The sequence below is a fragment of the Pseudomonas sp. NFACC45 genome (assembly GCF_900113505.1).
Lineage (GTDB): Bacteria > Pseudomonadota > Gammaproteobacteria > Pseudomonadales > Pseudomonadaceae > Aquipseudomonas > Aquipseudomonas tehranensis.
The window spans coordinates 100,911-125,751 of sequence record NZ_FOPO01000007.1 but is presented as its reverse complement, the minus strand read 5'-3'; the positions used below and the strand labels follow the sequence as shown (position 1 = coordinate 125,751).

25 protein-coding genes are annotated in these 24,841 nt (G+C 61.0%); 8 read left to right on the top strand and 17 right to left on the bottom strand.

Annotated features, from left to right (window positions below; genetic code table 11):
* Positions 1–17: 17 nt before the first annotated feature.
* Positions 18–647 (bottom strand): alpha/beta hydrolase, encoded by a 630-nt coding sequence (locus BM132_RS14745; protein WP_092456238.1) that lies wholly within the window; start codon positions 645–647, stop codon positions 18–20.
* Positions 648–795: 148 nt separating this feature from the next.
* On the opposite strand from BM132_RS14745, the gene BM132_RS14740 reads away from it, so the two are divergent.
* Entirely contained in the window at positions 796–1,233 is a 438-nt protein-coding gene (locus BM132_RS14740; RefSeq protein WP_047228581.1) for a Z-ring associated ZapG family protein, read from the top strand.
* Between the two features lie 310 nt (positions 1,234–1,543).
* Here the strand turns inward: BM132_RS14740 and BM132_RS14735 are convergent, their stop codons facing one another.
* From BM132_RS14735 to BM132_RS14700, 8 genes are all read right to left on the bottom strand, one after another.
* A complete protein-coding gene (locus tag BM132_RS14735) occupies positions 1,544–2,929 on the bottom strand; it encodes an aspartate aminotransferase family protein (RefSeq protein WP_092456235.1) in 1,386 nt (461 codons plus the stop codon).
* Entirely contained in the window at positions 2,926–4,413 is a 1,488-nt protein-coding gene (locus BM132_RS14730) for an NAD-dependent succinate-semialdehyde dehydrogenase (protein ID WP_092456232.1), read from the bottom strand. The genes BM132_RS14735 and BM132_RS14730 overlap by 4 nt, the downstream gene beginning before the upstream one ends.
* Positions 4,414–4,543: 130 nt before the next feature.
* Entirely contained in the window at positions 4,544–5,023 is a 480-nt protein-coding gene (locus BM132_RS14725; RefSeq protein WP_092456229.1) for an Lrp/AsnC family transcriptional regulator, read from the bottom strand.
* A gap of 195 nt (positions 5,024–5,218) precedes the next feature.
* Positions 5,219–6,220 carry a N(2)-acetyl-L-2,4-diaminobutanoate deacetylase DoeB gene (gene doeB / locus BM132_RS14720; protein ID WP_092393855.1) on the bottom strand — a complete coding sequence of 334 codons (1,002 nt, stop codon included), beginning with the start codon at positions 6,218–6,220 and terminating at the stop codon, positions 5,219–5,221.
* A gap of 3 nt (positions 6,221–6,223) precedes the next feature.
* A complete protein-coding gene (gene doeA / locus BM132_RS14715) occupies positions 6,224–7,414 on the bottom strand; it encodes an ectoine hydrolase DoeA (RefSeq protein WP_092393858.1) in 1,191 nt (396 codons plus the stop codon).
* Between the two features lie 41 nt (positions 7,415–7,455).
* Positions 7,456–8,448 carry a cyclodeaminase gene (locus BM132_RS14710; RefSeq protein ID WP_092456226.1) on the bottom strand — a complete coding sequence of 331 codons (993 nt, stop codon included), beginning with the start codon at positions 8,446–8,448 and terminating at the stop codon, positions 7,456–7,458.
* Between the two features lie 24 nt (positions 8,449–8,472).
* Positions 8,473–9,444, bottom strand: a complete 972-nt coding sequence (gene eutB / locus BM132_RS14705) for a hydroxyectoine utilization dehydratase EutB (protein ID WP_092456223.1) — start codon at positions 9,442–9,444, stop codon at positions 8,473–8,475.
* Between the two features lie 230 nt (positions 9,445–9,674).
* A complete protein-coding gene (locus tag BM132_RS14700; RefSeq protein ID WP_092393867.1) occupies positions 9,675–11,069 on the bottom strand; it encodes a MocR-like ectoine utilization transcription factor EhuR in 1,395 nt (464 codons plus the stop codon).
* A gap of 289 nt (positions 11,070–11,358) precedes the next feature.
* Between BM132_RS14700 and ehuB the strand changes: the two genes are divergently transcribed.
* The 4 genes from ehuB (at position 11,359) to ehuA (ending at position 14,464) form a co-directional block, all read left to right on the top strand.
* Positions 11,359–12,216: an ectoine/hydroxyectoine ABC transporter substrate-binding protein EhuB gene (gene ehuB, locus BM132_RS14695; RefSeq protein ID WP_092456220.1), complete on the top strand. Its 858-nt coding sequence runs from the start codon at positions 11,359–11,361 to the stop codon at positions 12,214–12,216.
* A 66-nt stretch (positions 12,217–12,282) separates the two neighbouring features.
* Complete coding sequence (ehuC, locus tag BM132_RS14690; RefSeq protein WP_092456217.1) at positions 12,283–12,942, top strand: ectoine/hydroxyectoine ABC transporter permease subunit EhuC; 660 nt, start codon at positions 12,283–12,285, stop codon at positions 12,940–12,942.
* Complete coding sequence (gene ehuD / locus BM132_RS14685; RefSeq protein ID WP_092393876.1) at positions 12,939–13,595, top strand: ectoine/hydroxyectoine ABC transporter permease subunit EhuD; 657 nt, start codon at positions 12,939–12,941, stop codon at positions 13,593–13,595. The genes ehuC and ehuD overlap by 4 nt, the downstream gene beginning before the upstream one ends.
* Positions 13,595–14,464 (top strand): ectoine/hydroxyectoine ABC transporter ATP-binding protein EhuA, encoded by an 870-nt coding sequence (gene ehuA / locus BM132_RS14680; protein WP_092456214.1) that lies wholly within the window; start codon positions 13,595–13,597, stop codon positions 14,462–14,464. The genes ehuD and ehuA overlap by 1 nt, the downstream gene beginning before the upstream one ends.
* Positions 14,465–14,700: 236 nt before the next feature.
* Here ehuA and BM132_RS14675 read toward each other — a convergent pair whose 3' ends face one another.
* Positions 14,701–15,438, bottom strand: a complete 738-nt coding sequence (locus tag BM132_RS14675) for a YiaD family glycine zipper/OmpA-like lipoprotein (RefSeq protein WP_092456211.1) — start codon at positions 15,436–15,438, stop codon at positions 14,701–14,703.
* Positions 15,439–15,550: 112 nt separating this feature from the next.
* A complete protein-coding gene (locus BM132_RS14670) occupies positions 15,551–16,726 on the bottom strand; it encodes an aspartate aminotransferase family protein (protein ID WP_092456527.1) in 1,176 nt (391 codons plus the stop codon).
* A gap of 98 nt (positions 16,727–16,824) precedes the next feature.
* On the opposite strand from BM132_RS14670, the gene BM132_RS14665 reads away from it, so the two are divergent.
* From BM132_RS14665 to BM132_RS14655, 3 genes are all read left to right on the top strand, one after another.
* Positions 16,825–17,742, top strand: coding sequence for a LysR family transcriptional regulator (locus BM132_RS14665; protein WP_092393886.1), 918 nt, complete (start codon positions 16,825–16,827; stop codon positions 17,740–17,742).
* Positions 17,743–17,949: 207 nt separating this feature from the next.
* Positions 17,950–18,963 carry a GGDEF domain-containing protein gene (locus BM132_RS14660; protein ID WP_092456209.1) on the top strand — a complete coding sequence of 338 codons (1,014 nt, stop codon included), beginning with the start codon at positions 17,950–17,952 and terminating at the stop codon, positions 18,961–18,963.
* Between the two features lie 138 nt (positions 18,964–19,101).
* On the top strand, positions 19,102–19,806 hold the full coding sequence (locus BM132_RS14655) for a hypothetical protein (protein WP_092456206.1): 705 nt from the start codon (positions 19,102–19,104) through the stop codon (positions 19,804–19,806).
* 344 nt (positions 19,807–20,150) lie between these two features.
* Here BM132_RS14655 and BM132_RS14650 read toward each other — a convergent pair whose 3' ends face one another.
* From BM132_RS14650 to cyoB, 6 genes are all read right to left on the bottom strand, one after another.
* Positions 20,151–20,465, bottom strand: a complete 315-nt coding sequence (locus BM132_RS14650; RefSeq protein WP_092393895.1) for a helix-turn-helix domain-containing protein — start codon at positions 20,463–20,465, stop codon at positions 20,151–20,153.
* Positions 20,462–20,806: a toxin gene (locus tag BM132_RS14645; RefSeq protein WP_092456203.1), complete on the bottom strand. Its 345-nt coding sequence runs from the start codon at positions 20,804–20,806 to the stop codon at positions 20,462–20,464. The genes BM132_RS14650 and BM132_RS14645 overlap by 4 nt, the downstream gene beginning before the upstream one ends.
* Before the next feature lie 139 nt (positions 20,807–20,945).
* Positions 20,946–21,833, bottom strand: a complete 888-nt coding sequence (gene cyoE / locus BM132_RS14640) for a heme o synthase (protein ID WP_092393901.1) — start codon at positions 21,831–21,833, stop codon at positions 20,946–20,948.
* 11 nt (positions 21,834–21,844) lie between these two features.
* Positions 21,845–22,180, bottom strand: a complete 336-nt coding sequence (cyoD, locus tag BM132_RS14635) for a cytochrome o ubiquinol oxidase subunit IV (RefSeq protein ID WP_025211927.1) — start codon at positions 22,178–22,180, stop codon at positions 21,845–21,847.
* Complete coding sequence (locus BM132_RS14630) at positions 22,181–22,807, bottom strand: cytochrome o ubiquinol oxidase subunit III (protein ID WP_014340103.1); 627 nt, start codon at positions 22,805–22,807, stop codon at positions 22,181–22,183.
* A gap of 3 nt (positions 22,808–22,810) precedes the next feature.
* Positions 22,811–24,841, bottom strand: coding sequence for a cytochrome o ubiquinol oxidase subunit I (cyoB, locus tag BM132_RS14625; protein ID WP_092393904.1), 2,031 nt, complete (start codon positions 24,839–24,841; stop codon positions 22,811–22,813).

The window sequence follows — 24,841 nt, the reverse complement described above, 5'->3', positions numbered from 1 at the left end:
CGCTTGTCAGACTGCTGTCAATTCGAGAGGCGCGGCAGGAGCAGATCCTTGAGATCGGTCAGCTTGCCATGGAAAAAGTGTCCGCATTCTGCCACTTTCAGCAGCTCATGGGGGCGCTGGAGCGTGTCAGACCATTGGTAAACAAGCTGGGGATCGACTACTTCGTCGGTTTCCGGCTGGATCACGGTCAACTCGCCGCTCATCGGCAAGGGCGATTGCGCGTCCAGGCGCATCACCGCCGGGGCCACCATGAACAGGTGCTTGGGTGGTTGGCCCTGGGCTTCCAGACGTCCGCCAAGGCTTGCGGCAACGAATCCGCCAAAGGAAAAACCGAACAGGGTGAGCGGCAGTTGCGGGTATTTTTCCCGCAGCCAATCGGCTGCGGCCTGGGCGTCGTCGACTTCGCCGGTGCCCATGTCATGGCTGCCGGCACTGGCGCCCACGCCGCGATAATTGAAACGCAACGTAACCAGGCCAGCATCACGGGCAGTGCGTTGCAAGGTCGAGACGACTTTGTTGAGCATGGTCCCGCCCTGCACCGGGTTGGGGTGGCAGATCAGCGCCAGGCCACGGGGCGCTTCGCTGTCCAGGTACAAGGCTTCCAGTTGGCCCACGGGGCCATCAATGACTACAGGGGTTTCGCGCATAAGCAAGGGAAAGAACTCCGTGACCTCGAATAGGGTCGACTCGTCTAGCTAAAAGTCTGTGCCTGGCATGATTGCGATGTTCTTCGCGGTATACAGCGCAGGTCCGAGCCGTTAACGTAAAGCAAAGCCGTTTATAGAGGAAGGACTCGTGGAACACTCGCTCTTAGTTTGGCTGTTGCCGACTCTTGCCCTGGTTGCCGGTGTCGCCATTGGATTCCTGCTTGCCCGACTGCTGCCCAATGCGGTGCCTAACAGCACGCAACGTCAGCTGGACGACATTCAGGAACGTTTCGACAGTTATCAGAATGAAGTGGTCACTCACTTCAACAGCACCGCTTCTCTGGTGAAAAAACTCACCCAGAGCTACCAGGACGTCCAGGATCATTTGTCCGAGGGTGCCAATCGCCTGGCCCTGGACGAGCAGACTCGCCAACGCCTGCTGGCCGCCCTGCACGCTGATGCGGCGCAGACGCCACGGGAACGCCTGACCCCGCCAAAAGAGGTCCAGGAACCACCCCGGGACTATGCCCCCAAGGCGCCAAACTCACCCGGCATGCTCGATGAGCATTACGGTTTGAAGAAGTAATTTCCAGGCAACCCCCAAAAGCCCGCCCGATCGCATGATCGGGCGGGCTTTTTATTGGCTCAAGAAAATCCCCCTGTGGGAGCGGGCTTGCTCGCGAAGGCGGTGGCACATCCAGCATCACCGTTTCAGACACACCGCTTTCGCGAGCAGGCTCGCTCCCACAGTTTTGATCGGGGTGTGCGCAAATACTGCGTCCGCCACAAGCTCCCTGTGGGAGCGGGCCTGCTCGCGATGGCGCCAGCACATCCAACATCGCCGGTTCAGACACACCGCTTTCGCGAGCAGGCTCGCTCCCACATTTAAAGCAGGCTTAAGCCAACACTTCACCCGCCACCTGATCGATTGCGCCTTTGGTGATGTCAACGATCAGATCCGCCTCTTCGCGGGTCAGGATCAGTGGCGGAGCGAAGCCCAGGATGTCGCCGTGGGGCATGGCGCGGGCGATCATGCCGCGTTCCAGGCAGGCGGCCGAGACCCTGGGGCCGACTTTCAGCGCCGGATCAAAAGCGCTGCGCTGCTCACGATCGGCCATGAACTCCACCGCCGCGAGCATGCCATCACCGCGCACTTCACCCACCAGCGGATGACCTTCGAGGCTTTCACGCAGCCGGCGGTTCAGGTAGCCGCCGACATCCTCGGCGTTGGCCGTGAGGTTTTCCCGCTCGAGAATGTCGAGGTTGGCCAATGCCGCCGCCGCGCAGATCGGATGCCCTGAATAGGTCCAGCCGTGCCCCATGGCACCTTCGGTCTGAGAGGCTTTTTCGACCACGCTCCAGACCTTTTCCCCGATGATCACCGCCGACAACGGTGCATACGCGCTGGTCAGGCCTTTGGCGGTGGTGATCAAGTCCGGCTTCATGCCGTAGCGCTGACTGCCCATTTTCGAACCCAGACGGCCGAATGCGCAGACCACTTCATCGGCAATCAACAGCACATCATATTTGTTCAACACCGCCTGGATCGCGTCCCAATAACCGACCGGCGGAACAATGATGCCACCGGTGCCCATCAACGGTTCACCGATGAACGCCGCCACGGTGTCCGGCCCTTCAGCCAGGATCATTTTTTCCAGCTCATCGGCGCAGTAACGCACAAACGCCGCTTCATCCATCCCCGCCGGGGCCTTGCGATACCAGTGGGGACACACGGTGTGCTTGACCCCTTCCACTGGCAGGTCGAAATGCTGGTGGAAGGTCGCCAACCCAGTCAGGCTGCCGGTCATGATGCCCGAGCCATGGTAGCCACGATCGCGGGAGATGATTTTTTTCTTCTGCGGCCGGCCCAGCACGTTGTTGTAGTAACGCACCAGCTTGACCTGGGTTTCGTTGGCATCGGAACCGGACAGACCGTAGTAGACCTTCTTCATCCCCTCTGGTGCCCAGTCCATGATGCGACTGGACAGTTCAATGATCGCCTCGCTCGAGTGGCCGACGTAGGTGTGGTAGTAGGCCAGCTCCTTGGCCTGCTGGTAGATGGCATCGGCCACCTCGGTGCGACCGTAGCCGATGTTCACGCAGTAGAGGCCGGCAAAGGCGTCGATGAAATCACGGCCTTCATGATCGCGAATGCGGATGCCCGACGCGCTCTTGATGATCCGGCCCTTGAGCGCACCGCTGGCGTGGTCGTGGGCGTGGGTCGAGGGGTGCATGAAATGCGCGCGGTCTTGTTCGAACAGTGTGCTGAATTCCTGGCTCATGCGGGTTCTCCTGGGAACTGGCCTTGATGGTGCAGGCAAAAGTATTTGGTTTCGACGAAAGGCTCGAAGCCCTCGCTGCCACCCTCGCGGCCAAGGCCCGAGGCTTTCATGCCACCGAAGGGAATCGGATGGCCGGTGAACTTGACGCCGTTGACCGCGACCATGGCGTGGTCGAGACGGCGAATCAGTGGATAAATGAGGTCCAGGCGGTTGGAGCAAATATAGGCCGCCAGCCCGTATTCGGTGTCGTTGGCCATTTCGATGGCTTCATCCAGGGTGTCAAAGGGCATAACCCCGGCGATGGGCGCGAAATTTTCTTCGCGGTAGATACGCATTTGCGGCGTGACATCAGCCAGCACCGTCGGCTGATAGAACAACCCGCCCAAGGCATGGGCTTCTCCTCCCACCAGGCGCTGGGCGCCAAGGGCCAGCGCATCGGCGACCCGATCGGCCGTTACGTCGAGCGCGGCCTGATGCATCAGCGGGCCGACGTCCACGTCCTGTTCCTGTTGATCGACCATGGCCGGGCCGACCCGCAAGGCCCGTACCGCCGCGGCGAAACGGCTGAGAAACGCCTGGTAAACCGGGCGCTGCACCATGATCCGGTTCGCCGCGCAGCAATCTTGGCCCGAGGTCTGGAACTTCGCCTCCACGGCGACTTTCACCGCCAGCGCCAGGTCAGCATCGGCGCAGACAATGAACGGCGCGTTGCCGCCCAACTCCAGGGCGACTTTCTTCACGTCATGGGCGGCGGCTTGCAGCACCAGTTTGCCGACCCGAGTCGAGCCGGTGAAACTCACTGAGCGGACACGGCGATCCTTGACCAGGGTTTCCATGGTCATCTGCGGCTCACCCAATACCACGTTGAAGACCCCGGCGGGAAATCCCGCTTCCTCGGCCAGTTGGGCCAAGGCCAAAGCCGAGTATGGCGTTTCGTGGGCCGGTTTGATCACCACGGTGCAACCGGCAGCGAGGGCGGCGGCCGCCTTGCGGGTGATCATCGCCGAAGGGAAATTCCACGGTGTCAGCAGCGCGCAGACGCCCACCGGTTCCTTGACCGTACCCAGGTGAGCATTGGGAATATGGCTGGGGATATTCTGCCCGTACAAGCGCCGGGCCTCTTCGGCGAACCACGGGATGAAACTGGCGGCATAGGCGATTTCGCCGCGGGACTCGGCCAACGATTTGCCCTGCTCGAGGCTGAGGATGCGCGCCAGGTCTTCGCTGTGTTCGACGATCAACGCCGCCCAGCGTCGTAGAATTTTGCCCCGGGCATCCAGGCTCTGTTCACGCCAGGCCGGGAAAGCTTGCTGTGCCGCGTCCACCGCCGCGACAATCTGCGGCTGATCCAGCATCGGCACATGGCCGATCACCGTGCGGGTGGCGGGGTTGTGCACGGCAATGCTGTGGCCGCTGTCGCTGTGGACCCACTGGCCGTCGATGTAACAAAGCGCTTTGAACAGCAGCGGATGTTGATAAGTCATGACGTTCACTCCAGACCGTGTGCGTGGAACCATGCTAGGGCAGCGGTGCTTGAGTAATCGGAGGTTTGCCGTGGAGCAAATCCTGGTTTTTTTCTGAATCGAGGCGGCAAAAACGGATTTTCTGCGGTGCTCAGGATGGCTCGGCCAACTCCGCCGGCAAGGCGCCGCTGGTCTTGATGGTTTTGGTGACGACGTAGGTGAAGTAGCGTTCGATGCCGAGGTCTTCGAGCAGCAGTTGATCGACAAAGCGCTGGTACTGATCAATGTCAGGCGCCTGGATCATCGCCAGGTAATCCACCCCGCCACCGGTGGCGTAACAGAACGCCACTTGCGGGGCGGTGGCCATGCGCTGCTCGAAGCGGCGCATGTCCTGGGCGGTGTGCCGGGCCAGGGTGATTTCCACCAGCACCTGTTGACGTTTGAACACCGCGCCCCAGTCGATCTGCGCCCGATAGCCGCTGATCAGCCCGGCCATTTCCAGCTTGCGCACCCGCTCCCAGGCCGGCGTCACCGAAAGGTTGATCGCCTCGGCCAGACTCGATTTGGTGATCCGCCCGTCCTCGGCGAGGACCTGCAGGATCTTGAGGTCATAGCGGTCGAGCTTGTGCATGGGCCGGGGCTCTCCAGGCAGTTCAGACATCACACCGATTACTGTGGCGAGGGGATTTATCCCCGCTGGGCTGCGGAGCAGCCCCACAACCTGCAGACTCAATTTACCTGACATACCGAGGTGTCAGGTTTTAGGGTCGCTGCGCAACCCAGCGGGGATAAATCCCCTCGCCACAGGTGCGGAGTGCAGTCAGGCCTACACCAACACATCGGCAATCACCGCCAAGGTATCGCCACATCGCACCAGCCCTGGAAAGTGCCGGGCCGCCAGCAGACCGCTGCGAGCGGCGCGGTATTCAATGGGGGCGACGCCGCTGCGGGTGGCGTCGTAGATGCGCGCCACCACCTCGCCCAGGGTCACGTGTTCTCCCAGGTCGCGGCACATTTCCAGCAGGCCGTCGTGTTCGCTGGCGATAAAGCAGCTGGCATCGGGCATGTCGAGCATCAACGATGGCTGTAGCTCGATTTCGCCGCGCAGGATGCCGGCGTGGATCAGCAGGTTGCGCACGCCGCGCTCGGCAATCGCCACGCTACGAGCCGTCGATGAGCCGCCGCCGCCCAGTTCGGTGGTGACAAACACCTTGCCCTGGGATTCGGCGGCGGTGTCGTACATCGCCCCGGCGTCCAGTTCCAGCATGCGCATGCAATACGGCGCATTGAACGCCAGCATCCCTGCCTCGCAGCGGGCCTGTTGCTGCTTGTCCGGCAACACGTGACAGGCGGCGAACGGCAGGAAGTCCAGGGTCCGGCCACCGGAGTGGATGTCCAGAACGATATCGGCCAAAGGCAGCAACGTCCGGTTGAAATAGTCAGCGATTTTCTCGGTGACGGTACCGTCCGGCTTGCCGGGAAAACTGCGGTTGAGATTGCCCTTGTCGATGGGCGAAGTCCGGCGTGCGGCATGGAACGCCGGGGTGTTCATGAACGGCACGATAATCACCCTTCCGCTCACCTCTTGCGCGGTCAGCCGTTGCGCCAGTTTGCTCAGGGCCACCGGGCCTTCGTACTCATCGCCATGGTTGCCACCACTGAGCAGCGCCGTCGGGCCGCTGCCGCGCTGGATCACGGTGATGGGAATCATCACCGCGCCCCAGGCCGAATCGTCTCGCGAATACGGCAGCTTGAGAAAGCCGTGCTGGACGCCCTCGCGGGTGAAATCAACCGTGGCGCTGATGGGATTGGCAGGCAAGTCAGTCATGGCTCAATCCTTCACGAACAATTGACGAGGCACATTGCACAGCGTCTCGACGCCAGTCTCGGTGATCAGGATGCTTTCGGTGATTTCCAGCCCCCAGTCGTCCATCCACAGTCCCGGCATGAAGTGGAACGTCATGCCCGGTTGCAACACGCTGGTGTCGCCGGGGCGCAGGCTCATGGTGCGTTCGCCCCAATCCGGCGGATAGCTGATACCGATGGGATAGCCGCACCGACTGTCCTTATGGATGCCGAACTTCTCCAGTACTTTGAAAAACGCCACGGCGATGTCGCCGGTGGTGTTGCCCGGTTTGGCCGCGTCCAAGCCGGCGGCGATGCCCTCGACCACGGCTTTTTCGCCGTCGAGAAAATGCTGCGGTGGCTTGCCCAGGTAGATGGTCCGCGACAGCGGGCAGTGGTAACGCTTGTAGCAACCGGCGATCTCGAAAAAAGTCCCGGCGCCCTTCTCGAACGGCGAATCGTCCCAGGTCAGATGCGGCGCGCTGGCGTCGGCACCGGTGGGCAGCAATGGCACGATGGCCGGGTAATCGCCGCCATGGCCGTCGGCCCCGAGAATGCCACTGCTGTAGATCTCGGCCACCAGTTCGTTCTTGCGCATACCCGGCTCGATCCGCTCCAGAATCCGACCGTGCATGTTCTCGACGATGCGCGCGGCGATGCGCATGTAGGCGATTTCCTGCGGGGACTTGACCGCCCGCTGCCAGTTCACCAGGCCCACCGCGTCCACCAGTTTGGCCTGAGGCAAATGCTTTTGCAGCGACAGGTACGCGGCGGCGCTGAAGTAGTAGTTGTCCATCTCCACGCCAATGGTCAGCGCGCCCCAGCCACGAGCGGTGATCACTTCCCGGGACAGGTAATCCATGGGATGACGTTCGCGCGACTGCACGTAGATGTCCGGGTAGCCAATGATGTTATCGGCCTGCATGAACACCGTGCGTTTGGCACCGTTGGCATCCTGGCCGCGACCGAACCACACGGGCTCGCCATCCAGTGCCAACAGCACGCACTGGTGCACGTAGAACGACCAACCGTCGTAGCCGGTGAGCCAGGCCATGTTCGACGGATCGGTGACCAGCAACAGCTCCAGGCCCTGGACCTGCATGGCCACGCGGACCTTCGCCAGGCGCTGGGCGTATTCCTCCCGCTGGAACGGAAGATTGACGACTATCTCTGACATCCACCTGCCCTCTGATCAATGACGCACGAATAAAAGATCGGTCAACGACCGAATGGAAACCCCTTGCCCGCCGCCCGCGCCCGCTCGAAAGCCAGGTTGGCGATAGCGGTGTCCTGGGCGCCGGTGCCGGTGAGGTCGCACAAGGTGACTTGCGCCTCATCGGTCCGCCCGGCCCGCTGCCCTGCCAGCACCTGGCCCAGTTCCAGCAACGCCGACTCATCGCCGACGACCCCGGCCGCCAGGGCGTGATGCAGTTCGCCCAGCACGCGGGTCTGGCTCAGACGATCGGCGACGTAGCAGTCGACGGCCGCCAGGGCTTGCGGGGAAATCTCGTTCTTGTGTTCCGCGTCCGAGCCCATCGCGGTGATATGCAGGCCCGGATGCAGGTGCCGGGCTTCGATCAGCGGTTCACGACTGGGGGTGCAGGTGATGGCGATGTCTACGCCATCCAGCGCGGCGTCGACCGTTGCGCATGGTGTCACCGAAAGCCCCGTCTCACGCGCCAGTTCGGTACTGAAGGCCTGGGCCTTTTGTGCATCGCGAGCCCAGACCCGCACCTCTTCGATGGGTCGCACCAGCCGCAGCGCCTGGAGCTGCAACGCCGCCTGTTCTCCAGCACCGATCAGCGCCACGCGGCGGCTTGCCTCACGAGACAGGCAGCGCGCCGCTACTGCGCCCGCCGCCGCCGTGCGCACGGCTGTGAGGTAACCGTTGTCGAGTAACAGCGCCTCCAGCAAACCGGTGCGCGCCGACAACAGCATCATCATGCCGTTGAGGCTGGGCAGGCCGAGTTTCGGGTTGTCGAAAAAGCCTGGGCTGACCTTGATCGCAAACCGTTCCAGGCCCGGCAGGTAAGCGGTCTTCACGTCCACCTCACCGTTATGTTCGGGGATGTCCAGCCGCAGGATCGGCGGCATCGCCACGGCCGCCGTTGCCAGCAACACGAAGGCCTGCTCGATGGCATCGATGCTGGGCAAGTCGAGGGCTACGCAACTGCGCAGATCCGCTTCGCTCAATAGGGTGACTTCACTCATGGCTGGCTCCGTTGCGGCTGAGGGTTATTGATGGGCCCCGGCGATCACGCGGGCATGTTGCGCGGTGTCGACGTTGCGCCCGCTGATCACCAGCACAATGGGGCCGCGCGGTTCGATCAGGCCGTCGAGCAGCGCGGCAATGCCCACCACGGCAGCGCCCTCAAGCACCAGACGTTCCTCGTGATAGGCGTGGCGCAAGGCATTGGCGATGGAAGCTTCTGAAAGCAGGTGCAGGTCATCGCTCAGTTGCCGGGTCATGTCGAAGGTGTAGCGGTTGTCCAGGCCGATGCCGCCGCCCAGGGAGTCCGCCAGCGTCGGCAGCTCTTCGACTTCCACCGGATGCCCGGCGGCGAGGCTGGCCCCCATGGCGGCGCCTCGGGCCATGCTGATGCCATGCACCTGAATCGCCGGACTCGCACTTTTGAGCGCCAGAGCCACGCCGGCGAACAGGCCGCCACCGGACAACGGCACCAGCACCTGGGCCACGTCCGGCTGTTGTTCGAGGATCTCCAGGCCCAGCGTGCCCTGACCGGCGATGATCGCCGGATGGTCGAAAGGCGGCAGGAAGGTCGCACCCTGTTCTCTGGCGATGCGTTCGGCTTCGCGCTGGGCATCGTCCTGGGACTGGCCGACGATGCACACCTCGGCCCCCAAGTCGCGGATCGCCTGCACCTTATTGGGCGGCACTAGGTTCGACAGGCAGACAATCGCCTTGACCCCTTGCTGCGAAGCAGCATGAGCCAGCGCACGGCCGTGATTGCCGGTCGATGCGGTGACCACCCCCAGGGCCTTTTGCTCAGGGCTGAGCTGGGCCACGGCATTAGTCGCGCCGCGCAGCTTGAAGCTGCCGGTGACTTGCAGGGATTCGAGCTTGAGGTACACCGCCACGCCCATCAGCCGTGACAGGCTGGGGGAATGCTCCATGGGCGTACGCCGCACCCGCGATTCGATGCGCTGGCGAGCGAGATAGACATCCTGTAGCTGCAACACTGCCATGACCGCGTCCCGAGCTGATGTGTTGGGCGCAGTCTAAGAGGGCTGGATTGTGGTGATGAATGTACTAGGGCAATTTAATTCACGCCCGTCGGCAAATGGAGTGCAGCCCCCTGTGGGAGCGAGCCTGCTCGCGATGAGGCCACCACATTCAACATCTCTGCTGACTGTCGCACCGCTATCGCGAGCAGGCTCGCTCCCACAGGGGATGTGTCGTTCACAAATTCGGCGTTTCAGAAATCATGGATCTGCGGGTATTGGTTGAAGATGTCCCGCATGCCGATCAGCGCATGGCGCATTTCCTCATCGCTGCATTCGGCGCCTACGCAGACCCGCACCGCACGCGGTTTGGGGGTGCCGCGCACGGTGAACGGGTCGGGAGAGGTCACGGCGATGTGCTTGTGTCGTAGCGCCCGCACCAGGCTGTCCACCTCCCAATGGGGCGGGATGCCGATCCAGGCGTTCAACGCGTGGGGATGCTGGCCCAGCACGTGCTCGCCCATGTACTCCGTCACCATCGCCTGACGCCCCGCCAATAGCCGGCGCTGCAAATGCACCAGCGACTCGGCACGCCCATCGCGGATCCAGCGCGCGGCAATCTCCGAGACCATCGGCGTGGCCATCCAACTGTTGACCCGCAGAATGCTCTCGGTGCGTAGCGCCAGGCGCTTGGGCACCACCAGATAACCGATGCGCAGCCCCGTGAGCACCGACTTGGTCATGCTGGTGCAATAAAACGACAGCTCCGGCAGGTAGTGACTGATGGGCGGCGCACGGCGTTCATCCAGCAGCGGACCGTATACGTCGTCTTCGATGATGTGCACCCCAAAGCGCCGGGCAATCTCGGCGATTTCCCGGCGGCGGGTGTCGGGCATCAGGCTGGTGGTGGGGTTGTTCAGGTTCGGCGTGCACACCAGCGCGGTGATGCGCTCGTTGCTGCACATGTCCTCGAAGTGTTCAGGATCGATGCCATAGCGATCCATCTCCAGGCCCTTGAGGGTGAAACCCAGCACCTGGGAATTGCCGATCACTCCGTGGTCGGTCACTCCTTCGCAGAGCACCACATCATCGGGCCCCGCCAGGGACGCGAGGGCGAGGAAGATCCCATGGGCCGCGCCGTTGGTGATCAATATGTCGTTGCGATCAACCTTCAACCTCTGGCGGCCAATCCATTGGGCGGCCGCTTCGCGATGGGATTCAAAACCTGCGATCGGACGAAAAGCATGAATCCACGGCTGGTCTTCTTCGGTGCTCAATTCAAGGCAGGTGTCGCGCCAGAACTGGTCGTGCTCGCGGGTGTGCATGATTCGCGTGATGGAAAAATCCACCAGCGCGCGCTCGGGGCTGTCGAGAATGTAGGTCGCGACCCGGTCACTCATGCGTCGCGAAACGAAGCTGCCGCGCCCCACTTCACAGCGCACCAGCCCCTGGCGCTCCAGCTCCTTGTAGGCATTGGTGACGGTCTGCACGCTGATGCCCATGGCGTCCGCCACTTGCCGTTGCGGCGGCAGGCGTTGGTCATTGGCCAGGGCGCCCTGCTCGATATCGTCAGCAATGGCCTGGACCAGAATCTTGTATTTGGACTCACCGCTGCGGGCGACTTCCAAGGCTGATTTCCACTTATCCATGACGCTGCAACCCGCCTGTGTTCTGGTGCGCACAGCATCCCGCGGCTATCGCGGCAAAGCAATTGTCCTAGTGCAATACAATCGGTGCCGGGGCTTTTGTATGCTCGGTCCAAGGTCGTCATCCAGGCGGGTTCACCCCCCGACAAAAAAGCCGGATCGACCTGTACCGGCGCCGTTCCCGATTCCAGGCCAAGGCCGGATCAGCCGCTGTACGCTTTGCTCTTGTACCACTGCCTCCTACCACAGAGCCGTCCAACGACGGATCCACAAGAAACAGGAGATTTTATCGATGAGCAATTTCCTTCCCGTCACCAGCGCGCCCCTGCGTCGGCTCTTAATGACCTGTGCCGTACTTGGCCTGGCCGGCAGCGTTCACGCCGCCACCCTCGATACCGTCAAAAGCAACAGCAGCATCCGGATCGGCTACGCCAACGAAACCCCGTTCGCCTTCACCGAAACCGACGGCACCGTGACCGGTGAATCGCCAGAAATCGCCAAGATCATCTTCGCCAAAATGGGCATCCAGCAGGTCAACGGCGTACTCACCGAATGGGGCTCGCTGATTCCCGGGCTGCGCGCTGGCCGTTTCGACGTGATTGCCGCCGGCATGTACATCACCCCGGCGCGCTGCAAGCAGGTGTTGTTCACCGATCCGCAATATCAATTGCCCGATGCCCTGCTCGTGGCCAAGGGTAATCCCAAGCAATTGCACAGCTATGCAGACATCGCCGAGCAACCGGACGTGAAGCTGGCAATCATGGCCGGCACGGTAAACCTGGCGTACGCCCGGGATTCCGGGGTCAAGGATGAACAGATCCTTCAGGTCCCCGACACCACCGCGCAGTTGCAAGCGGTGCGCGCCGGTCGCGCGGACGCGGCCGTCGGCACGCAACTGACCATGAAGGGCCTGGCCAGCAAGGGCGGTGACAAGGTTGAAGCGATGACCGAGTTCAAGGACGACCCGTCCCACATCGGCTACGGCGCCCTGGCCTTCCGCCCCGAAGACAAAGACCTGCGCGATGCGGTCAATGCCGAGCTGAAGAAATGGCTAGGCTCTGAAGAACACCTCAAGGCCGTTGCGCCGTTCGGTTTCGACAAGTCCAACGTGACCAGCAAAACCGCGGCCGAGCTCTGCGCTCAGCCATAGCCGAAACAGGCATGACGCGCGCTGCGTGATGCCTGTTCCCTGCTTCATCGGATATCGGGTTGAACCATGGGCGAATTACTTCCGTTATTGATTCAAGGGGCCTGGGTCACGCTTCAGGTGACCTTTTTCGGCTCGCTGCTGGCCATTGTCGCTGCGGTCCTGGCGGCCCTGGGACGACTGTCACCGTGGCGAGCGCTGCGCTGGTTTTCCATCACTTACATCGAAGTGTTTCGGGGCACGTCGCTGCTGGTGCAGTTGTTCTGGTTGTTCTTCGTGCTGCCACTGCCACCGTTCAACATCGAGTTGAGCCCCTACGCGGTGGCAATTGTCGGCCTGGGTCTGCACATCGGCGCGTATGGTGCCGAAGTCATGCGCGGCGCCATCAGCTCGGTCGCCAAGGGGCAATACGAAGCCTGCACGGCGCTGAATTTCAGCGGCTTCAAGCGCTTCAAACGGATCATCCTGCCCCAGGCCCTGCTGGCGGCGATCCCACCGGGCACCAACCTGCTGATCGAATTGCTGAAGAACACTTCGCTGGTGTCGCTGATCACCTTGTCCGACCTGAGCTTTCGCGCGCGGCAGCTGGATCAGGCAACCTTTCAGACCCTGGAGATCTTCAGCCTGGCGCTGGTGATGTATTTCATCCTCGCCCAGGCCATTAACCTGGGCATGCGCCATGTCGAACGACGACTGAGCCGGGGCCGGATGCGTGGAGGTCTGTCATGACCCTGTTCGACTGGTCCTACGCCGCACAGATCCTGCCGGACTTGCTGCGCGCCTCGCTCAACACAGTGGGCATCACCCTGATCGGCTTTCTGATCGCGATTGTCCTGGGGCTGTTCCTGGCCATTGGTCGGCGCAGCCGAAAAGTCTGGCTGTCATGGCCGGCCACCGCCGTGATCGAGTTCATTCGCAGTACGCCGCTGCTGATCCAGGTGTATTTCCTTTACTACGTGCTGCCTAACTACGGCTTGAGCCTGACGGCCATGCAAGTGGGGATCCTGGGTATCGGCCTGCACTACGCCTGCTACATCGCCGAGGTCTATCGCAGCGGCCTCGACGCGGTGCCGCGGGCGCAGTGGGAAGCGGTGACGGCGCTGAACATCGCTCCGTACAACGCTTACCGCAACATCATCCTGCCCCAGGCGCTGCGGCCGATCATACCGCCGCTGGGCAATTACCTGGTGGCGATGCTCAAGGACACGCCGGTGCTGTCGGCGATCACCGTGGTGGAAATCATGCAGCAGGCCAAGAACATCGGCTCCGAGCATTTCCGTTACCTGGAGCCGATCACCATGGTCGGCCTGTTCTTTCTCGCCCTGAGCCTCGCCTTGGCCTGGCTGGTACGGCGCCTTGAAACGCGCATGGAGCTACGCTAATGACTTTACCCCTGTCCTCGCCCACCGATTTGTCCCGGCGCAACACACTGGCGTCGCAGCAGGAGGCCCCGGCCATGCAAGATCAGACACCGTCCCGGCCGATCGTGAGTTTCCAGGACGTGACCAAAAGCTATGGCAGCTTTACGGTACTCGATCATCTGAATCTGGACGTCGCGCCCGGTGAAAAAGTCGCAATCATCGGCCCCAGCGGCTCGGGCAAGTCGACATTGTTGCGGGTATTGATGACCCTGGAAGGCATCGACCAAGGCCAGATCCGCATCGAAGATGACTCCCTGACCCACATGCCCAACCGCAACGGCGTGCTGGTGCCGGCCAACGACCGGCACATCCGCCGCGTGCGCGGCAAGATCGGCATGGTGTTCCAGAGCTTCAACCTGTTCCCCCACATGACCGCGCTGCAAAACGTGATCGAGGCGCCGGTGCAGGTGCTGGGCATGAATCCGAAAGAAGCACGGGAGCGCGCCGCCGATTTATTGGAGCTGGTGGGGCTGGGCAGCAAGCTCGACCATTACCCTTCGCAGTTGTCTGGCGGCCAGCAGCAACGAGTGGCAATTGCCCGGGCGCTGGCGATGCGGCCGAAAGTGATGCTGTTTGACGAAGTGACCTCGGCGCTAGACCCGGAGTTGTGCGGCGAAGTGCTGAATGTGATCCGCAAGCTGGGGGCCGAGCACAACCTGACGATGCTGATGGTGACCCACCAGATGGGCTTCGCCCGGGAATTCGCCGACCGGGTGTGCTTTTTCTACAAAGGGCAGATCCACGAACAAGGGACTCCTGCGCAGATCTTCGAGCATCCTCAGCAGGAGCGTACGTGTGCGTTTCTGAGTGCGGTGAAAGAGGCGAATTGAACCCAAGTGAACACTTTTGTGGCGAGGGGATTTATCCCCGTTGGGCTGCGAAGCAGCCCCAAAGCTGTCCACTCAATCGGACTGACACACCGAGGTGTTTGATTTCAGGGTTGCTTCGCAGCCCAACGGGGATAAATCCCCTCGCCACAGGCTTTGGTGTCAACCTGAAGGGAAATGACAGCCCAAAAAAACGGGGGCCATGTTTCCACGACCCCCGTTCATTTGCAGCCCAGCGGTTATGGGTACTGCTGGTAAGTCTGCCCCTGCTGCGCCGGCGCCCCCTGATATTGCTGTCCAGGAATCGCCTTGAGGTTGACCTCGACACGACGGTTCTGCGCGCGGCCATTGACGTCGGCATTGCTCGCCACCGGATTGTCCGGGCCGGCACCGCGGGCCGTCAGGTTGGCGCCACTGACACCTTGGGAGGTCAGATAGGTCGCCACGCTCTGTGCACGACGTTGCGACAGATCCATATTGTGCTGGCGGCTGCCGGTGCTGTCGGTGTAACCCACGATTTCGATCTGGTTCTGGTTAAACTCCTTGAGGGAGCTGGCCAGGTTGTTCAGCGGCTGGTAGAAACTGGACGCGATGTTCGCCGAGTCGGTGGCGAAGGTGATGTTGCCCGGCATGATCAGTTTGATCTGGTCACCCTGGCGCTGCACTTCCACACCGGTATTGGCCATGCTGGCACGCAGTTTCTTTTCCTGCTGGTCGGCGTAGTAACCGTAACCGGCTGCGGAAGCCCCCACAACCGCAGCACCGATCAATGCACCCTTGCCACGGTTATCGTGACTGATGGCCGCCCCGGCCAACGCACCGGCCAGGGCACCGAGGCCGCCGTACTTGGCAGTCTTGCTCATGCCGGAGGACTCTGTAGAGGCTTGCCCCTGGTTGTCATAAGGATTAGGCGACGCGCAGCCGGACAGCAGGGCCACAGCGGTTGCGACAACAATCAAGCGACGCGAGGTGAACATGAAGATGCTCCTGGTATTTTGGTTCTGAAGTACCTGAGCTTAGGCTATCGACTCTGGCTGGCGTTGGAACGCAGCATTTGGCAAAAATTCCGTGCGCTGCGTCTCGCCTGGCTTACACCTGCGCCAGGCAGCGGCTCACGCCCCTGACGATCATTTCCACTTCCCGTCCATCGAGCGTCAACGGCGGCAGCAGGCGGATGGTCTTGCCCCGGGTGACATTGATCAGCAGAGCGTGGTCGCGTGCGGCGCAAAGGCTCAGGTCGCGGACCGGCTGCTTGAGTTCGACGCCGATCATCAAGCCCTGGCCGCGAATCGCCAGCACGTTCGGGTTGTCCGCCAGTTCGGTCGTCAACCGATTGAGCAACTGTTCGCCGCGGTGCCTGGCGTTGTCCAGCAAACCTTGCTCCTCGATAATGTCCAGCACCGTGCAACCCACCCGACAGGCCAGCGGATTACCGCCGAAGGTGCTGCCGTGGCTGCCAGGCGTAAACAGTTCAGCGGCTTTGCCCCGGGCCACGCAGGCGCCGATGGGCACGCCATTGCCCAAGCCCTTGGCCAGGGTCATGACGTCCGGCACGATGCCTTCGTGCTGGAAGGCAAACCATTGGCCGGTGCGGCCGATGCCAGTCTGGATCTCGTCGAGCATCAGCAACCAGGCGCGCCGGGTGCACAGTTGGCGCAAGGCCTTGAGATAGCCTGGCGGTGCAAGTTGCACACCGCTCTCGCCCTGGATCGGTTCCACCAGCACCGCAACGATGCGCTCGCCGTGGACCTGCTGGATATTGTCCAGCGCCGCCAGATCACCGAATGGCACCTTGATGAAATCCCCCGGCAACCGATTGAAGCCCAAGCGCACCGCCGGGCCATCACTGGCGGACAAGGTGCCCAACGTGCGTCCGTGAAACGCATTCTCCATGACCACCACCAGTGGCTGCTCGATACCTTTGTGCCAGCCATAAAGGCGCGCCAGTTTCAGTGCGGTTTCGTTGGCCTCGGCACCGGAGTTGTTAAAAAACACCCGTTCCATTGCCGAGAGCTGAGTGAGTTTTTTCGCCAACCGTTGCTGCCAGTCGATGCCGTACAGGTTGGAGGTGTGCAGCAGCAGGCCAGCCTGCTCGCTGATAGCCGCCACCAATCGAGGGTGGGAATGGCCGACGTTGGTCACGGCCACGCCCGCCACCGCATCCAGGTACTCGCGACCGTCCTGATCCCACAGGCGCGTACCCAACCCATGGGTAAAATTCAGCGCCAGGGGTTGGTAAGTGGTCATCAGGCAGGTGGCGGTCATGGCTTCAAGCTCCATCAGGTGGTTTTTTCCAGTATGGTTAGCCACTCCTGATGGATAAATGCTGCTTTACTTCAATCATTTAAAAGCTGAGCTTGATAATGGACCTGTTCCAGGCAATGACCGTTTACGTGAAGGTGGTAGAAACTGGCAGCCTGACTGCGGCGGCCCAAGCGTGCGAAATGTCTACGACCATGGTGGGCAATCATCTTCGTGCATTGGAGCAACGTCTCGGCGTGCGCCTGATCAACCGTACGACCCGTCGTCAGCGCCTGACGGAATTCGGCTCGGTCTACTATCAGCGCTGCTCAGAAGTGCTGGGGCTGGTGGCCGACTCCGAACGCCTGGCCGAGCAGACCCAGGGCGAGCCCACCGGCCTCTTGCGCATCACCGCGCCGCTGACCATCGGTACCGAACGTCTCGCGCCGGCCCTGGCCGAGTTCAGCCAGCGTCACCCGCAGGTCAAGCTCGACGTGGTGCTGACCAACCAACGCCTGGACCTGCTTGAGCACGGCTTCGACGTCGCCATCCGCCTGGGTCATCCAGACCCGAAATGCATCGCCCGCCCCTTGATGGACTACACCCTGACCATCTGCGCCTCCCCGGCTTACCTGGCCCGGCGAGGCACACCGGAAAAACCCGTCGACCTGCAACAGCATGACTGCCTGTCATTCGCTTATCCGGCGGGCGACGAGTGGCGGTTCGCCCAGGATCATTGGCCCATCAACGGCCCGGACGGAGAAATCAAAGTACCGGTGAACGGACCGATGCTGATCAACAGTTCCTCGGGCCTGCACCGCGCCGCCCTGGCCGGCATGGGCGTAGTGATGCTGCCCGACGCGCTGGTGGAGCAGGATTTGAAGGACGGCCAACTGGTAGCGCTGCTGCAGGACTATCAACTGCCTCATCGCCCAATGAACCTGATGTACGCCCAGGATCGCTACCGTTTGCCGAAGTTGCGCAGCTTCGTCGAGTTTGCCTTGGAGAAATGGGGCAAACCCCAAACCCCAGCCGAGTGACAACGTAGGCGCTGACGAGTGCAACGAGGCTGCGATCTTTCCCCAGACGCTTGACTCCCAAGCGAAAGATCAAAAGATCGCAGCCTCGCTTCGCTCGACAGCTCCTACGCTCAAGGTATCGCCTCCGCTAGTACCCCTCGCGCCCCATCGGCTACTCTTCATCCTTGGACGAGCACTTTGATATCAAGGCTGATTGAGGAAACGACGATGGGCGACGCCTCGAACATCGATATGCTGCGCCTCGACCTGTCCGGTCTGGACGAAGGTGTGCTGCACACCATCCTTGAGCTGGTCAGCGATGGCATCTGGGACTGGAACGCCAACACCGGGTTCGTCTACCGCAACCCTGGCTGGTACACGATGCTGGGGTATCCGCCTCACTCACTCGATAACACTGTGCTGACGTGGGAAAGCGTGATCCATCCCGATGACTATCGGCAGGTGATGGCTTTGTTCGACGACCACCTGCAACAACGCGCCCATCACTACCAGGCCGAATACCGCTGTCGCATGCGCGACGGCTCCTGGATGTGGATCGAGGACCGTGGCTATGTGATCGCCCGCAACCCCGACGGCACCGTGGCGCGCATGATCGGCGCCCATCGCAGCATTGACGACAAGAAGCGTCTGTTCGAACAACTGGAACAGCGCAACAAATCGCTGGAAGCCGTCATCCAGGAGCGCACACTTGAACTGTCCCGGGTCAACCGCCAGTTGCAGATCCAGCTCGACGAAAACCGCAGGCTTGCCGAGACCGACGCCCTGACGCGGGTCGCCAACCGCTATCGCCTCGAACAGGCCCTGCCGCTGGCCTGCGAGCGCGCCCAGCGCTTTCGCGAGCCGTTGTCACTGATCGCCATGGACGTGGATGACTTCAAGGACATCAATGATCGTTACGGCCATGCTTTCGGCGACGCAGCGCTGGTGCAAGTGGTGCAAGCCGTTAAACGCTGCGAACGCGACGGCGACTTGCTCGCACGCTGGGGGGGTGATGAATTCATCATGATTTTGCCCAATACCTCCCTGGCCGACGCCTGCCTGATGGCTGAGACCATTCGCCGGAGTCTGTCCGACCTGCTGCCGGTGGGCGATTTCCAGGTCACCATGAGCTTTGGCGTGGTGCAGCGGCGTGAGGATGAGCCGCACACGATGCTGCTGGACCGGGCGGACCAGGCGCTGTATCGCTCCAAGGTGGCCGGCAAGAATGTGATCTGCCAATGAAGCGTACCTGAACAACAAATGCCAACCTGCCAACGGTTCAACCGTGACAACGCCGCCCGGGTCCAATAGATTAGGCGACCGGAAAAAAGCTCAACGCCTTTCTCGCCTCATCCAGCTAACAGAAGTAGTGAAATTTCAATGTCCGATTCCAATACCGCTGAATCCGTAGTCACCCTGTCGTCCAAAGCGGAATACGAAAACTCCATCAATCTTTCACAGCATCTGCCTCAGGCCAAAAGCATCAGTGAGATGGTTCTCGATGCGTTCCAGTCGAACCGCGAAAGCGACCAGATCCGTGAGCTGCGCAACGCCATCCGCCAGGCCCATGACGCGTTCGACGATGACAAGGCCTACGAACTGATGGGCCAGCTCAAGCAGCTCAAGGACGCCGAAGCCGCCGATTTCGCAGCACTGGAAGACCTGAGCAGCCGCTTCCCCATCAGCCGCATCCTGTCCAGCTACAAGGATGACCCGACCTTCCAGGAACTGGTTTATGGCCTGGCCCTGAAAGTGCTGAACCAGACCCACCAGGCCATCAGCAACCCGAGCGGCAGCAAAGGCAAGGCTTCGCGGCCCAAGAAAGAGGCCGAAGTGTTTGTCATCAGCAAGGACGGCATCAGCGTCACTCTCCCCTTGCGCACCCCACGCTCCAAGCCGAACGTCGACCGCGAGGCCTTCGAATTCCTGGGCTTCAGTTTCGTTGGCGAAGGCGACCAGGCCGAGCTGGAAAATGACATCTTCCTGGACAACGACGGCACCGAACAACCGGTCACCCGCAAAAGCATCGTCACCGCCCTGCAACAGCAGAAAGCGTTCGACGGCTATAGCATCGCCCAGCAGTAAGCCTTCTTGCTCGGCGGTGATCAGCCCGCCGCCAATACCTGTGGGAGCGGGCTTGCTCGCGAATGCGGTGGTTCACTTGCGTCGATGCTGAAAGTGCCAGCCTCATCGCGAGCAGGCTCGCTCCCACAATGGATCAGCGGCGTTCGCAGATTATGTGCTCGCCATAGCACCTGTGGGAGCGGGCTTGCTCGCGAAGGCGGCGTGTCAGCCGCCATCACCGTCAACTGACCCACCGCCTTCGCGAGCAAGCCCGCTCCCACAGGAACATCGGCAGCCCGGGCAATGCTCATGAAAAAGCCCCGCGCTTCTCTCGAAAGCGGGGCTTTTTCATGGAAAGGAGCGCCTCAAACAGCTGCGAGCCGCTCGACCATATCTGGAAACTTCTCGACCAGCCTGATCAGAAGAGCCGCTTGGGCGTTGGGTTTGGACTTCTCCTGCTCCCAGTTTCTAAGGGTGCCAGGACTGGTCCTGATGCTCTTGGCAAAAACGGCCTGAGACATATGGAGCTTGTCGCGCAACGCTACGATTTCTTGCGCCGACACCTCGGGAACCGGCTTGTCTTCGATCGATATCTGACGAAGGGTAATCTTGCCCTCCCGTTGAGCGGCCATCTCCCCGACGCCTTGCATCATCTCGGAAAACAGATCACGTTTATTCATAAGGTACCTCGTGCTTTCAACTCTGCTTCTATGGCGCGCTTGAGCGTCTTCTCTTGCTCGGAGGTCAGGTTTTCCAACTCGTCCTTGTCATAAATCGCGAACATCCAGAACTGACGATCATTCATGAGCCAATAGTAAATGACTCGCAACCCACCTCGCTTCCCTTTGCCACGACGTTCATCGAACCAGCGCAGCTTACGAAAGCCGCCAGTACGTGGCATGACGTCGCCGACCTCTGGATGCTGCAGCATATAGGACTGAAGCACGCGATATTCATCGTCAGTCAGGTAATGGCCAACCGTGGCGGTGAACGTAGTCGTTTCAAAAAATAGGGTACGCATGGCAGAAACTATAGGCAAATTGCGCACAGTTCAACAAACCAAAATCTATTGCGACGAATGACAGCCAATCCATGCCCCACCTAGACAAAAAGCCCCGCGCTTCTCTCGAAGGCGGGGCTTTTTGTGCAGCGTCTGAAGCTTAAGGCGCGTAAGTCAGCAGCAGCTCACTCGGCACTTTGAAGTCCAGGGACATCATGACGCTCAGGGCGGTGATGGTGAAGATCGAGAACACGAACAGCTTGCGTGCCCAGACCGTGTCATCCACCGCCTTGTAGCCGGTCCAGGCCATGTACAACCAGTACATGCCCATGGCGGCGGCGACGGCAAGGTAGCTCATGCCGGCGTAGCCGCTGAAGGTCAGCATCAAGGTCGCCACGAGGAAGGCCAGGATGTAGAGCAGGATGTGCTTCTTGGCCACCTGGATGCCGCGCTTGACCGGCAGCACCGGAATCGAGGCGGCCAGGTAGTCGTTGAAGCGGAAGATCGCGATGGCGTAGGAATGTGGCATCTGCCACAGGCTGAACATCACCAGTAGCGTCAGCGCCGCCATGTCGAAGCTGTTGCTGACCGCCACGTAACCGATCACTGGCGGCATCGCCCCCGACAGACTGCCCACCAGCGTGCCGTGAACCGACTTGCGCTTGAGGTACAGGCTGTAGAAACCGACATAGATGACAAAACCGATCACCGCGAACAGCGCAGCCAACGGGTTAGCCACCCAGTACAGCAGCGCCACACCGGCCACACCCAGCACCGAGGCGAACGCCAGGGCCAGTTGCACCGGGATCAGGCCCTGGACCAGGGCGCGGTTCTTGGTGCGCTCCATCTTGATGTCGATGTCGCGATCGATGCAGTTGTTGAATACACAACCGGACGCCACCACCAGGGAAGTGCCGATCATCGCCGCCAGAAAGATGGCCAGATCGACATGCCCTTTCGAGGCCAGGAAAAACCCGCCTGCCACAGAAAGCACGTTACCGAAAATGATCCCCGGCTTGGTGATTTGGATAAAGTGCTTTAAGGACATCCGGACTTTCCTCAGTGCGCCATCATGTTGGTGTGGATACTGAACATGATCCACAACGACAGACCGACCAGCAGGACAATGACGATCGCGGCAAAGACAAACGCGACCACGTTGTTACGCTGGGCTGCGGAGCGGTCCAGGTGCAGGAAGTACACCAGGTGCACCAGTACCTGGACCACGGCGAAGATCAGGATGATCCACAGGGTCAGGCTTTTCGGCAGCGTCGGGTACATCACCAGGCCGAACGGGATGACGGTCAGGATCACCGACAGAATGAAGCCGATGGCGTAGGACTTGACGCTGCCGTGGCCGGCGTCGTGGCCATCGTGGGAATGTGCGTTAGCCATTTACAGGGTCCCCATCAGATAAACAACGGTGAATACGCAGATCCACACCACGTCCAGGAAGTGCCAGAACAGGCTCAGGCAGCTCAGGCGCGTCTTGTTGGTGGCGGTCAGGCCGTTTTTGTGGACCTGGTACATCATGATCGCCATCCAGATCAGACCGCTGGTCACGTGCAGACCGTGGGTACCGACCAGGGTGAAGAACCCGGACAGGAAGCCGCTGCGGCTAGGGCCGTAGCCTTCGGCGATCAGGATGTGGAACTCGTTGATCTCCATGGCGATAAAGCCGGCGCCCAGCAGGAAGGTCATGGCCAACCAGCCCAGAACCTGGGTCTTCTTGCCCTTGAACAACGCCAGCATGGCGAAGCCATAGGTGATCGAGCTGAACAGCAGCAGTGCGGTTTCGCCCAGCACGTACGGCAGCTCGAAGATGTCGTGGCCCGACGGGCCACCGGCGACGTTGTTAACCAGCACCGCGTACACCGCGAAGATCGACGCAAACAGAATGCAGTCGGTCATCAGGTAGAGCCAGAAACCGAATACGGTCATCTCGCCCGAGTCGTGGTGATGGTCATCGTGCCCATGGTCATGACCATGGGCGTGTCCAACAGTGGTCACTAAATTCGACATGGTTTAAGCCTGTTCCAACGAGGTTTCAACACGGGTGGCGGAGGCAGGGACTTTCCCGGCCGCGACCAGACGTTTGTGCTGCTCGGCTTCGATGCGCTCGATGACATCCACCGGCACCATGTAGCCCTGATCGTCACGGGCGGCATGAATGGTGAAATACACCACGGTGCCGACCAGACTGGCGATGGCCAGCCACCAGATGTGCCAGATCATCGCGAAACCGAACACAGTCAGCAGTGCCCCCATGACCACACCAGTCGCGGTGTTGTTGGGCATGTGGATCGGCGCGTACTTGGCCGGAGTCTGGTACGCGGTACCGTTTTCCTTGGCTTCGGTGAACGGGTCGATGACGTCGGCTTTCGGCAGCACGGCAAAGTTGTAGAACGGCGGAGGCGACGAGGTCGACCATTCCAGGGTATGGGCATTCCACGGGTCGCCGTGCTCGCACATGTTCTCTGGCTTTTTGCGGTCACGCACGCTGACGTACAACTGGATCAACTGGCAGGCAATACCCACGGCAATCATCACCGCGCCGAACATGGCAACGTACAGGTACGGCACCCACTCAGGGTTGGTGGTGGCGTTCAGACGACGGGTCATGCCCATGAAGCCCAGTGCATAGAGCGGCATGAACGCGACGAAGAAGCCCGAGATCCAGAACCAGAATGCAGCCTTGCCCCAGCCCTCGTGCAGCTTGAAGCCGAACGCTTTCGGGAAGTAGAAGGCGAAGCCGGCGATGTAGCCGAATACCGCGCCGCCGATGATCACGTTATGGAAATGCGCGATCACGAACAGGCTGTTGTGCAGCACGAAGTCCGCACCCGGGATGGCCAGCAGTACGCCGGTCATGCCGCCGATGGCGAAGGTCACCATAAAGCCCAGGGTCCACAGCACATGGCTGGTGAAACGCAGACGGCCCTGGTAGATGGTGAACAGCCAGTTGAACAGCTTCACACCGGTCGGGATCGAAATCAGCATCGTCGCCAGACCGAAGAAGGCGTTGACGCTGGCACCCGAACCCATAGTGAAGAAGTGGTGCAGCCAAACCATGAAGCCCAGCACCGAGATCGCGCCGCTGGCGTAGATCATCGAGTGGTGGCCGAACAGCTTCTTGCCGGAGAACGTCGAGATGACTTCGGAGAAAATCCCGAACGCCGGCAGAATCAGGATGTACACCTCGGGATGACCCCAGGCCCAGAACAGGTTGACGTACATCATCGGATTTCCACCCAGTTCATTGGTGAAAATGTGGAAATCCATGTAGCGGTCAAGCGTCAGCAAAGCCAGGGTAGCGGTCAGGATCGGGAACGAAGCGACGATCAGTACGTTGGCCCAGGTGCAGGTCCAGGTGAAGATCGGCATGTCCATCAGTTTCATGCCCGGGGTACGCATCTTCAGCACGGTTGCCAGGAAGTTGACCCCCGTTAGCGTTGTCCCAAGCCCCGATAGCTGTAGCGCCCAGATGTAGTAATCCATCCCCACGCCCGGACTGTATTGCAGTCCCGACAGCGGTGGATAAGCAACCCAACCGGTCTTGGCGAATTCGCCAACGCCCAGGGACAGGTTGATCAGCACCACGCCGGAAACCAGCAGCCAGAAGCTCAGGGAGTTCAGGAACGGATAGGCCACGTCACGCGCGCCGATCTGCAGCGGCACTGCAAGGTTCATCAGGCCGGTGAAGAATGGCATCGCCATGAAGATGATCATGATCACGCCGTGGGCGGTGAAGATCTGGTCATAGTGTTCAGGCGGCAGGTAGCCAGGCGAACCCTCGGTGGCCATGGCCAACTGAGTACGCATCATGATGGCGTCGGCAAAACCGCGCAGCAGCATGACCATGGCAACGATGATGTACATCACGCCGATTTTCTTGTGGTCGACCGACGTCAGCCACTCGGTCCACAGGTAGGTCCACTTCTTGAAGTAGGTGATCCCTGCGAACAACGCCAGGCCACCGAGCGCGATCACGGCAAGGGTCACCATGACAATCGGCTCGTGGAACGGGATCGCTTCCCAACTTAATTTACCAAACAT

Coding starts and splice junctions, on each gene's coding strand:
- BM132_RS14745 (WP_092456238.1), bottom strand. CDS start 647: ATGCGCGAAACCCCTGTAGTCATTGATGGCCCCGTGGGCCAACTGGAA.
- BM132_RS14660 (WP_092456209.1), top strand. CDS start 17,950: ATGGGCGACGCCTCGAACATCGATATGCTGCGCCTCGACCTGTCCGGT.
- BM132_RS14700 (WP_092393867.1), bottom strand. CDS start 11,069: ATGGATAAGTGGAAATCAGCCTTGGAAGTCGCCCGCAGCGGTGAGTCC.
- ehuA (WP_092456214.1), top strand. CDS start 13,595: ATGACTTTACCCCTGTCCTCGCCCACCGATTTGTCCCGGCGCAACACA.
- BM132_RS14735 (WP_092456235.1), bottom strand. CDS start 2,929: ATGAGCCAGGAATTCAGCACACTGTTCGAACAAGACCGCGCGCATTTC.
- ehuC (WP_092456217.1), top strand. CDS start 12,283: ATGGGCGAATTACTTCCGTTATTGATTCAAGGGGCCTGGGTCACGCTT.
- BM132_RS14730 (WP_092456232.1), bottom strand. CDS start 4,413: ATGACTTATCAACATCCGCTGCTGTTCAAAGCGCTTTGTTACATCGAC.
- BM132_RS14655 (WP_092456206.1), top strand. CDS start 19,102: ATGTCCGATTCCAATACCGCTGAATCCGTAGTCACCCTGTCGTCCAAA.
- ehuD (WP_092393876.1), top strand. CDS start 12,939: ATGACCCTGTTCGACTGGTCCTACGCCGCACAGATCCTGCCGGACTTG.
- eutB (WP_092456223.1), bottom strand. CDS start 9,444: ATGGCAGTGTTGCAGCTACAGGATGTCTATCTCGCTCGCCAGCGCATC.
- cyoB (WP_092393904.1), bottom strand. CDS start 24,841: ATGTTTGGTAAATTAAGTTGGGAAGCGATCCCGTTCCACGAGCCGATT.
- BM132_RS14670 (WP_092456527.1), bottom strand. CDS start 16,726: ATGACCGCCACCTGCCTGATGACCACTTACCAACCCCTGGCGCTGAAT.
- BM132_RS14710 (WP_092456226.1), bottom strand. CDS start 8,448: ATGAGTGAAGTCACCCTATTGAGCGAAGCGGATCTGCGCAGTTGCGTA.
- cyoE (WP_092393901.1), bottom strand. CDS start 21,833: ATGTCCTTAAAGCACTTTATCCAAATCACCAAGCCGGGGATCATTTTC.
- BM132_RS14645 (WP_092456203.1), bottom strand. CDS start 20,806: ATGCGTACCCTATTTTTTGAAACGACTACGTTCACCGCCACGGTTGGC.
- BM132_RS14650 (WP_092393895.1), bottom strand. CDS start 20,465: ATGAATAAACGTGATCTGTTTTCCGAGATGATGCAAGGCGTCGGGGAG.
- doeA (WP_092393858.1), bottom strand. CDS start 7,414: ATGTCAGAGATAGTCGTCAATCTTCCGTTCCAGCGGGAGGAATACGCC.
- BM132_RS14725 (WP_092456229.1), bottom strand. CDS start 5,023: ATGCACAAGCTCGACCGCTATGACCTCAAGATCCTGCAGGTCCTCGCC.
- BM132_RS14665 (WP_092393886.1), top strand. CDS start 16,825: ATGGACCTGTTCCAGGCAATGACCGTTTACGTGAAGGTGGTAGAAACT.
- doeB (WP_092393855.1), bottom strand. CDS start 6,220: ATGACTGACTTGCCTGCCAATCCCATCAGCGCCACGGTTGATTTCACC.
- BM132_RS14675 (WP_092456211.1), bottom strand. CDS start 15,438: ATGTTCACCTCGCGTCGCTTGATTGTTGTCGCAACCGCTGTGGCCCTG.
- cyoD (WP_025211927.1), bottom strand. CDS start 22,180: ATGGCTAACGCACATTCCCACGATGGCCACGACGCCGGCCACGGCAGC.
- ehuB (WP_092456220.1), top strand. CDS start 11,359: ATGAGCAATTTCCTTCCCGTCACCAGCGCGCCCCTGCGTCGGCTCTTA.
- BM132_RS14630 (WP_014340103.1), bottom strand. CDS start 22,807: ATGTCGAATTTAGTGACCACTGTTGGACACGCCCATGGTCATGACCAT.